Annotated in this window: 8 protein-coding genes; all 8 read right to left on the bottom strand. The window is 69.8% G+C overall.

Annotated features, from left to right (window positions below; genetic code table 11):
• Positions 1–260 precede the first annotated feature (260 nt).
• The 8 genes from CCN37_RS42265 to CCN37_RS04670 are packed head-to-tail and all read right to left on the bottom strand — an operon-like array spanning position 261 to position 6425.
• The gene (locus tag CCN37_RS42265; protein ID WP_371503596.1) at positions 261–917 is read right to left on the bottom strand and encodes an urease accessory protein UreD; all 657 of its coding nucleotides are present in this window, start codon (positions 915–917) and stop codon (positions 261–263) included.
• Between the two features lie 56 nt (positions 918–973).
• The gene (gene ureG / locus CCN37_RS04700; RefSeq protein WP_210407869.1) at positions 974–1654 is read right to left on the bottom strand and encodes an urease accessory protein UreG; all 681 of its coding nucleotides are present in this window, start codon (positions 1652–1654) and stop codon (positions 974–976) included.
• The gene (locus CCN37_RS04695; RefSeq protein WP_168200518.1) at positions 1644–2270 is read right to left on the bottom strand and encodes an urease accessory protein UreF; all 627 of its coding nucleotides are present in this window, start codon (positions 2268–2270) and stop codon (positions 1644–1646) included. Before CCN37_RS04695 ends, ureG begins: the two co-directional genes overlap by 11 nt.
• A complete protein-coding gene (locus CCN37_RS04690) occupies positions 2270–3973 on the bottom strand; it encodes an urease subunit alpha (protein WP_086819394.1) in 1704 nt (567 codons plus the stop codon). Before CCN37_RS04690 ends, CCN37_RS04695 begins: the two co-directional genes overlap by 1 nt.
• On the bottom strand, positions 3970–4272 hold the full coding sequence (locus tag CCN37_RS04685; RefSeq protein WP_086819393.1) for an urease subunit beta: 303 nt from the start codon (positions 4270–4272) through the stop codon (positions 3970–3972). Before CCN37_RS04685 ends, CCN37_RS04690 begins: the two co-directional genes overlap by 4 nt.
• Positions 4269–4571 carry an urease subunit gamma gene (locus tag CCN37_RS04680; RefSeq protein WP_086819392.1) on the bottom strand — a complete coding sequence of 101 codons (303 nt, stop codon included), beginning with the start codon at positions 4569–4571 and terminating at the stop codon, positions 4269–4271. The genes CCN37_RS04685 and CCN37_RS04680 overlap by 4 nt, the downstream gene beginning before the upstream one ends.
• Before the next feature lie 52 nt (positions 4572–4623).
• On the bottom strand, positions 4624–5253 hold the full coding sequence (locus CCN37_RS04675; RefSeq protein WP_086819391.1) for a response regulator transcription factor: 630 nt from the start codon (positions 5251–5253) through the stop codon (positions 4624–4626).
• Positions 5250–6425: a sensor histidine kinase gene (locus tag CCN37_RS04670; protein ID WP_168200517.1), complete on the bottom strand. Its 1176-nt coding sequence runs from the start codon at positions 6423–6425 to the stop codon at positions 5250–5252. The genes CCN37_RS04675 and CCN37_RS04670 overlap by 4 nt, the downstream gene beginning before the upstream one ends.
• Positions 6426–6575: the final 150 nt, after the last annotated feature.

Raw genomic sequence — 6575 nt, 5'->3', positions numbered from 1 at the left:
GGGGTGCGCGTGCCATACGCTTGTCCGCGTGGGCCGGGATTCATCCCGTGCCCGCCCGGCTAATGAGGGCACGCGCAAGGGGCCCCAGGTCAAGCCGACCCCCGCGCTGGAACCAGCCGTTCCCCCGCTGGAAGCCCAGCTCGGCAGACCTGGAAACCCCGCTGGAACGAGCTAAAAAACAGCCGTTCCCCTGCTGGAAGTCCAGCCGGTGCAAGCCGGAAGCCCAGCCGTCCCCGACCCGGAAACCCAGCCGTCCCCGGCTAAACCCCAGCAGCCCCAACGCAAGAACCAACCAAAGACGCCAAAAGCCCCGACACCTCAACGGCATCAACACCGAGCACCGTCACCAACGCAGCCCCGGAGAGCGCATGCACAGCAGCCCCATCCCGGGCATACGGGGAAACCGACAACCCGGGCGCCACAACCAACCCGGTCCCCAACACCGAAGCGGACCCCACGATCGCCGGAGATCGGTACAACGACGGCTCCACCAACGACGTCGTGGTCCGCAACACGGGACGACCCGCGCGGCGAACGTCCCAGTGCTGAACCATCCGCCCAGGTTCCTCCCCGTGCCGCCCCAACACCACCATGTCCTGCCACACCAACCGAGAATCAGCGGTCAACGACGCGACAGAGTGGTTGTGCACGAAGCATCCCCGGGCAAGCACGGTCGGCTCCTGCTGAACGACAGCCGAGCCGTCCACAGATAGTCCGAAGTGGACGGTGGACGAGCCCGACAGAGCAACCTGAGCTCCGGTCGAACGGAGCGTGAGGGAGGCGCCGTCGAGTACCGACACGTCCAACCGGAGCGAATCCCCGCCGAGCGGGCCAGCGGCCGTGCCGACAACGTGCACCTGCGCTGAAGAACCGCGAGAACCCGTGCGGCGCAAGGTCAGCGGCGGAGCGGAGCGCATCTCGGTGACGACGCTCCGCGAACCGCGACGGGCCACGGTCAGCCGGGCGTGAGCCTTCACGAAAGCTCGGCGAGCTGCTGGAGCACCCAGTCGGTGACCTTGGAGGCGGCGGGGTCCTCGGGCAGCGAGGTGAACAGCACGGGAAGGCCGCGGCGGACGGCCTCGGCGTCGCGGGCCATGACGGAGAGATCGGCGCCCACCAGCGGGGCGAGGTCGGTCTTGTTGATGACGAGTAGGTCGGCGAGGGTGACGCCGGGGCCGCCCTTGCGCGGGACCTTGTCGCCACCGGCCACGTCGACGACGAAGATCTGCCGGTCCACCAGGCCCTTGCTGAAGGTGGCGGTGAGGTTGTCGCCGCCGCTCTCCACGAGCACGAGGTCGAAGGCGCCGTGCCGCTCCTCAAGGTCCTCGATGGCGTCGAGGTTGGCGGTGATGTCGTCGCGGATGGCGGTGTGCGGGCAGCATCCGGTCTTGACGGCGCTGATCCGGTCATCGGCGAGAACGGCGTTGCGGCGCAGGAACTCCGCGTCCTCGGTGGTGTAGATGTCGTTGGTCACCACACCGATGCTGAGCCGCTCGCGCAGGGTCCGGCACAGCGCGGCGACGAGCGCGGTCTTGCCGGAGCCGACGGGGCCGCCGATGCCGATGCGCGGACTGGCGCCCAAGCGGTGATCATGACCGTGCGCGTGCGGGTCGTGGCCGAAGTCGTGGGGGCCTTCGCCGTGGTTACGAGACAAAGAGCTGTCCTTCCGCTTGGTGGTGCGCCTCAGCGAGAACGTCGAGCAGGGGAGCGCAATCGTCGGGCAGTCCGGCCGAAGCGGCTTCAAGGGCTACACTGTCCACAGTGGACGTAAGTCCGACGACCATGCGGTGCACGGCGAACGGGTCGAGCGCGAGCAGTCGCAGAGCTGCGGAGGCTGGAGCGGTCACTGACGCGAGCGCAGTCGCGACGGCCACTTCCTCAGGCGTCGCCCCGCCGAGCGCGCCGAGTGAACCGAACGCGATGGCTTGGTGCGGCCGCGAACCGAGCCACGGAGCCACACCGCGGTATGCGCGCAGCAACCCCCGACCCTGCTGTCGAGAAGCCGCGCGCTGAGCCGCAGACGGTGTCCGCGCGTCAAACTCCGAGTCGAGCAGCTCCCAATCACACGAAGGTGTCATCCGAGCCGCAGTAGCCGCGAAAGCGGCCGACACGCGACCAGCAGTGGCGAGCCGACCGACGAGAAAAGAGCGCAGCGAAGCCACATCTGTCACCAGACCGGCTCGCCACGCCGCCTCGACACCGCCGGAGTGCACGTGTCCGCCCGCGGGCACACGGGAATCGCCCAGCAGCAACAACCCTGAACCCACCATCAGAACAGAAAATACCGTTGTGCGAGCGGAAGCGACGCGGGCGGCGCCGGAGTCACCAGCGAGCCGTCGATGTGCACCGTGAACGTGTCGGGATCGACGTCGATACGGGGAAGCGCGGTGTTGTTGGGCAGATCGGCCTTCGTCAGAGCGCGAGTGTCGCGCACGGGAACCACCCGCCGCTGAACGGGAATCTCCGACGACAGAGCCACGGGCGCGACGAAGTGCACCGAAATGGCAGCAGCCGACGAAGCGCCCCACATCGGCCGCGACAGCACGGGCTGCGGTGTCGGGATCGAAGCCCCGGGGTCGCCCATCGCGGCCCACGCGATCATGCCGCCCTTCACCACGACGTGCGGCCGGACTCCGAAGAACATCGGGTCCCACAGCACGAGGTCGGCGAGCTTGCCGACCTCGACCGAGCCCACCTCTCCGTCGAGGCCGTGCGCAACCGCCGGGCAGATCGTGTACTTCGCGACGTAGCGGCGCGCGCGGTTGTTGTCCGCCCGCCCATCGCCGGGGAGCGCGCCGAAGCGGTCCTTGTTGACGTGCGCGGTCTGCCAGGTCCGAATGATCGTTTCGCCGACGCGGCCCATCGCCTGCGAGTCGGAGCTGATGATGGAGATCGCGCCGAGGTCGTGCAGCACGTCCTCGGCGGCCATGGTGCTCGGCCGCATCCGGGACTCCGCGAAGGCCAGGTCCTCGGGGATGGTCGGGTCGAGGTGGTGGCACACCATCAGCATGTCCAGGTGCTCGTCCAGGGTGTTCAACGTGAACGGCCGCGTCGGGTTGGTCGAGGACGGCAGCACGTGCGCCTCGCCCGCCATCCGGATCACGTCCGGCGCGTGCCCTCCGCCCGCGCCCTCGGTGTGGTAGGCGTGAATGCCCCTGCCCGCGATCGCGTCCACAGTGGACTCAAGGAAACCGGCCTCGTTCAACGTGTCCGTGTGGATGGCGACCTGAACGCCGGAGGCGTCGCACACCCGCAGGCACGCGTCGATGGCCGCGGGCGTCGTGCCCCAGTCCTCGTGCAGCTTGAAGCCGCTGGCCCCAGCGCGCAGCTGCTCCCACATCGCCTCTTCGGAGACCGTGTTCCCCTTGCCCAGCAACGCGACGTTCACCGGGCACTCGTCCAGCGCGACCAGCATCCGCTCGATGTTCCACGCGCCGGGCGTCACGGTTGTCGCGCGAGTGCCCTCAGCCGGACCGGTGCCGCCGCCGACGATCGTGGTGACACCGCTGGCCAGAGCTTCGGGGATCTGTTGCGGGCAAATGAGGTGCACGTGCGCGTCCACCGCGCCCGCGGTGAGGATCATCCCGTTGCCGGACAGGATCTCGGTGGACGGGCCGATCACCAGATCGGGGTGAACCCCGTCCATCGTGTCGGGGTTGCCCGCTTTGCCCAGCGCGACGATCCGGCCGTCTCGCACGCCGACGTCGGACTTGACGATCCCCCAGTGGTCGAGCACGACCGCGCCGGTGATCACCAGGTCGGGCGCGCCCTCGGCCCGCGTCACGGCGGCCTGGCCCATGGACTCGCGGATCACCTTGCCACCGCCGAAGATCGCCTCTTCGCCCGCGCGCCCGGGGCCGCCGCACAGGTCCTCGGTGACCTCGATGAGCAGGTTCGTGTCGGCGAGGCGGACGCGGTCCCCGGTCGTCGGCCCGTAGCGCCTCGCGTAGTCGGCCCGGCTGATCCGGCTCACCGCTCACCCTTTCCCAAGCTCAGCCCCGGAACCACGCCGCGCCCGCCCAGTTCGACCAGTGTGACCTCGCGCGCGATCCCGGGCTCGAACCGCACGGAAGTCCCGGCGGGCACGTCCAGGCGTTTGCCCGACGCTGCTTCGCGGTCGAAGGACAGCGCCGCGTTGGCCTCGGGGAAGTGGTAGTGCGAGCCGACCTGCACGGGCCGGTCGCCGGTGTTGACCACGCGCAGCGTGACCCGCGCGCGGCCCTCGTTCAGCTCGATGTCGCCGTCCTCCGGCAGGAGCTCGCCGGGGATCACGGGATCGGCTCGTGGATCGTGACGAGCTTCGTGCCGTCCGGGAACGTGGCCTCCACCTGCACGGAGTGCAGCATCTCCGGCACACCGTCCTGCACGTCGTCGCGGCTGAGCACCTCGCGCCCGGAGGACATCAGCTCCGCGACCGTGCGCCCGTCGCGCGCGCTCTCCAGCACGAAAGCGGTGATCACCGCGACGGATTCCGGGTAGTTCAGCCGCAGCCCCCTGGCGCGACGGCGGTGCGCCAGGTCGGCCGCGACGTGAACGAGCAGCTTCTCCTGCTCACGTGGGGAGAGGTGCATGATCCGAACCTAGGCCCGGAACCGCCCTCCACCAATGCTTTCCGGCCGCAGTTCACCCAGGCGAAACAAGCACGCCCTTGGCAAGCGCGGTTACCACGGCCGAGGTGCGGTCGCGCACGCCGAGCTTCTCGTAGGAGCGCAGCAGGTGCGTTTTCACCGTCGCCTCACCGATTCCCAGCGAGGTCGCGATGTCCGGGTTGGACAACCCCTTCGCCACCAGGCCGAGCACTTCGACCTCGCGCGCGGTCAGCGAGGGCGTCTTCGGCTCGCGCACCCGGGTGACCAGCCGCGCGGCGATCGGCGGCGCCAGCACGGTGTCCCCGCGCGCGGCCGCGACGACGGACTGGGCGAGCTGGTCGCGCGGGGTGTCCTTGAGCAGGTAGCCCGCGGCGCCCGCCTCGATCGCGCGCAGGATGTCCCGGTCGCTGTCGTAGGTGGTCAGCACGAGGACCTTCGCCGAGCCCGCCGCGACGATCTTCGCGGTGGCCGCGACGCCGTCGGTCCCCGGCATCCGCAGGTCCATCAGCACCAGGTCGGGGCGCAGCTCAGCGGCCATGCGCGCGGCTTCGGCGCCGTCCGAGCACTCGCCGACGACCTCGATGCCCGGATCGACGGAGAGCATGTCGCGCAAGCCCGCCCGCACCACTGGGTGGTCATCGGCCAACAGCACTCGGACGCTCATGCGACACCTCCGGTCGGTAGATCGACCAGCAACGACACGCCGCCACTTGAAGGCGCCGCAAGCTGCATGGTGCCACCGACCTGCGCCACCCGTGCACGCATTCCAGCGAGGCCGAAACCGTCCCGCTCGGTGCCGTCGAAACCCTTGCCGTCGTCGCGCACCTCCAGCGTGACGCGATCGCCCTCGTAGCCCAGCTCGACGACCACCGAGCTGGCGCCGGAGTGCTTGCGCACGTTGGCCAACGCCTCCTGAGTGCCGCGCAGCAGCACGACCTCGTGGTTGGTGGTCAACTGCTGCGGCTCACCGTGCAACCGCATCGTCGCGCTGATACCGAGTTCGCGGCCCACTTGAACGACCAAGCGCTCCACCGCCTCGGCCAGCGGCGCGGACTCCAGGTGCGTCGGGGTCAGCAACGCCACCAGCGAGCGGGCCTCGGCCAGGTTGCCGCGCGCGACCTCCTCCAGCAGGGCGCGCCTGCGCTGGGCGGCCTCGCGGTCGCGGTCGATCTCCGGTTCGAGGGCCTGGAGCATCATCACCATGCTGGTGAAGCCCTGCGCGAGGGTGTCGTGGATCTCCCGCGCGAGCCGTTCGCGTTCGGCCAGCACCCCGGCGTCGTGGCTGACCTCGGCCAGCTCCGCCCTGGTCGCCTCCAGTTCGACGAGCGTGGCCGCGCGCTCGGTGCTCTGCCGGATGATCCTGGTGATCCACGCGCCCAGCCCGAGGCCGAGCAGCAGGCACACCGCCGAGATCCCGGCGACCAGCAGCACCACGCCCGGCGTGAAGCCCTCGCGGATGACCAGGACCGCGCCCACCGCGCAGACCGTCGTGACAGTGCTCGCCACGGCCCAGCGGGTCGGCAGCATCACCCACATGTGCGGGTAGAGCACGAACAGCACCAGCACTCCCGCGGGGGAGAACCACAGGATCAGCAGCGTGAGCGGGACGGCGCCAGCGAGGTAGACGACGCCGAGCCGGGACGGCTCAGCACCGACCACCTCGGCCCCGGTCGCCGCGTACCACGTGCCGAGCACGATCAGCAGGAAGATCGCGGCGATCTGGTGCGCGGGCGAGGACAGCGGGAACGCCATGGCGACGGTGAGCAGGCCGATGACGGCGAAAACCAGGTGCCAGCCACCGGCCGGGGTCAGCCAAGCGTCGTTGGATGTGCTCACCCGAAAACCGTGACAGAGCAGATCAGGGCTGTCTATCGACCTGGTCGCGTACCCGGGGGGTCCACCGTCCGGTGGACCCGGCCGGTCCGCGCGCGGGTGGTGTCGGGCGAGTCCCGGACTTCCTAGCTTTGCCGCCATGAACATCACTGA

Origin of the sequence: Allokutzneria sp. NRRL B-24872 (assembly GCF_002155965.1) — a bacterium.
Lineage (GTDB): Bacteria > Actinomycetota > Actinomycetes > Mycobacteriales > Pseudonocardiaceae > Allokutzneria.
Note: the sequence above shows the minus strand (reverse complement) of the source record. Positions and strands in the feature narration are given on the sequence as shown.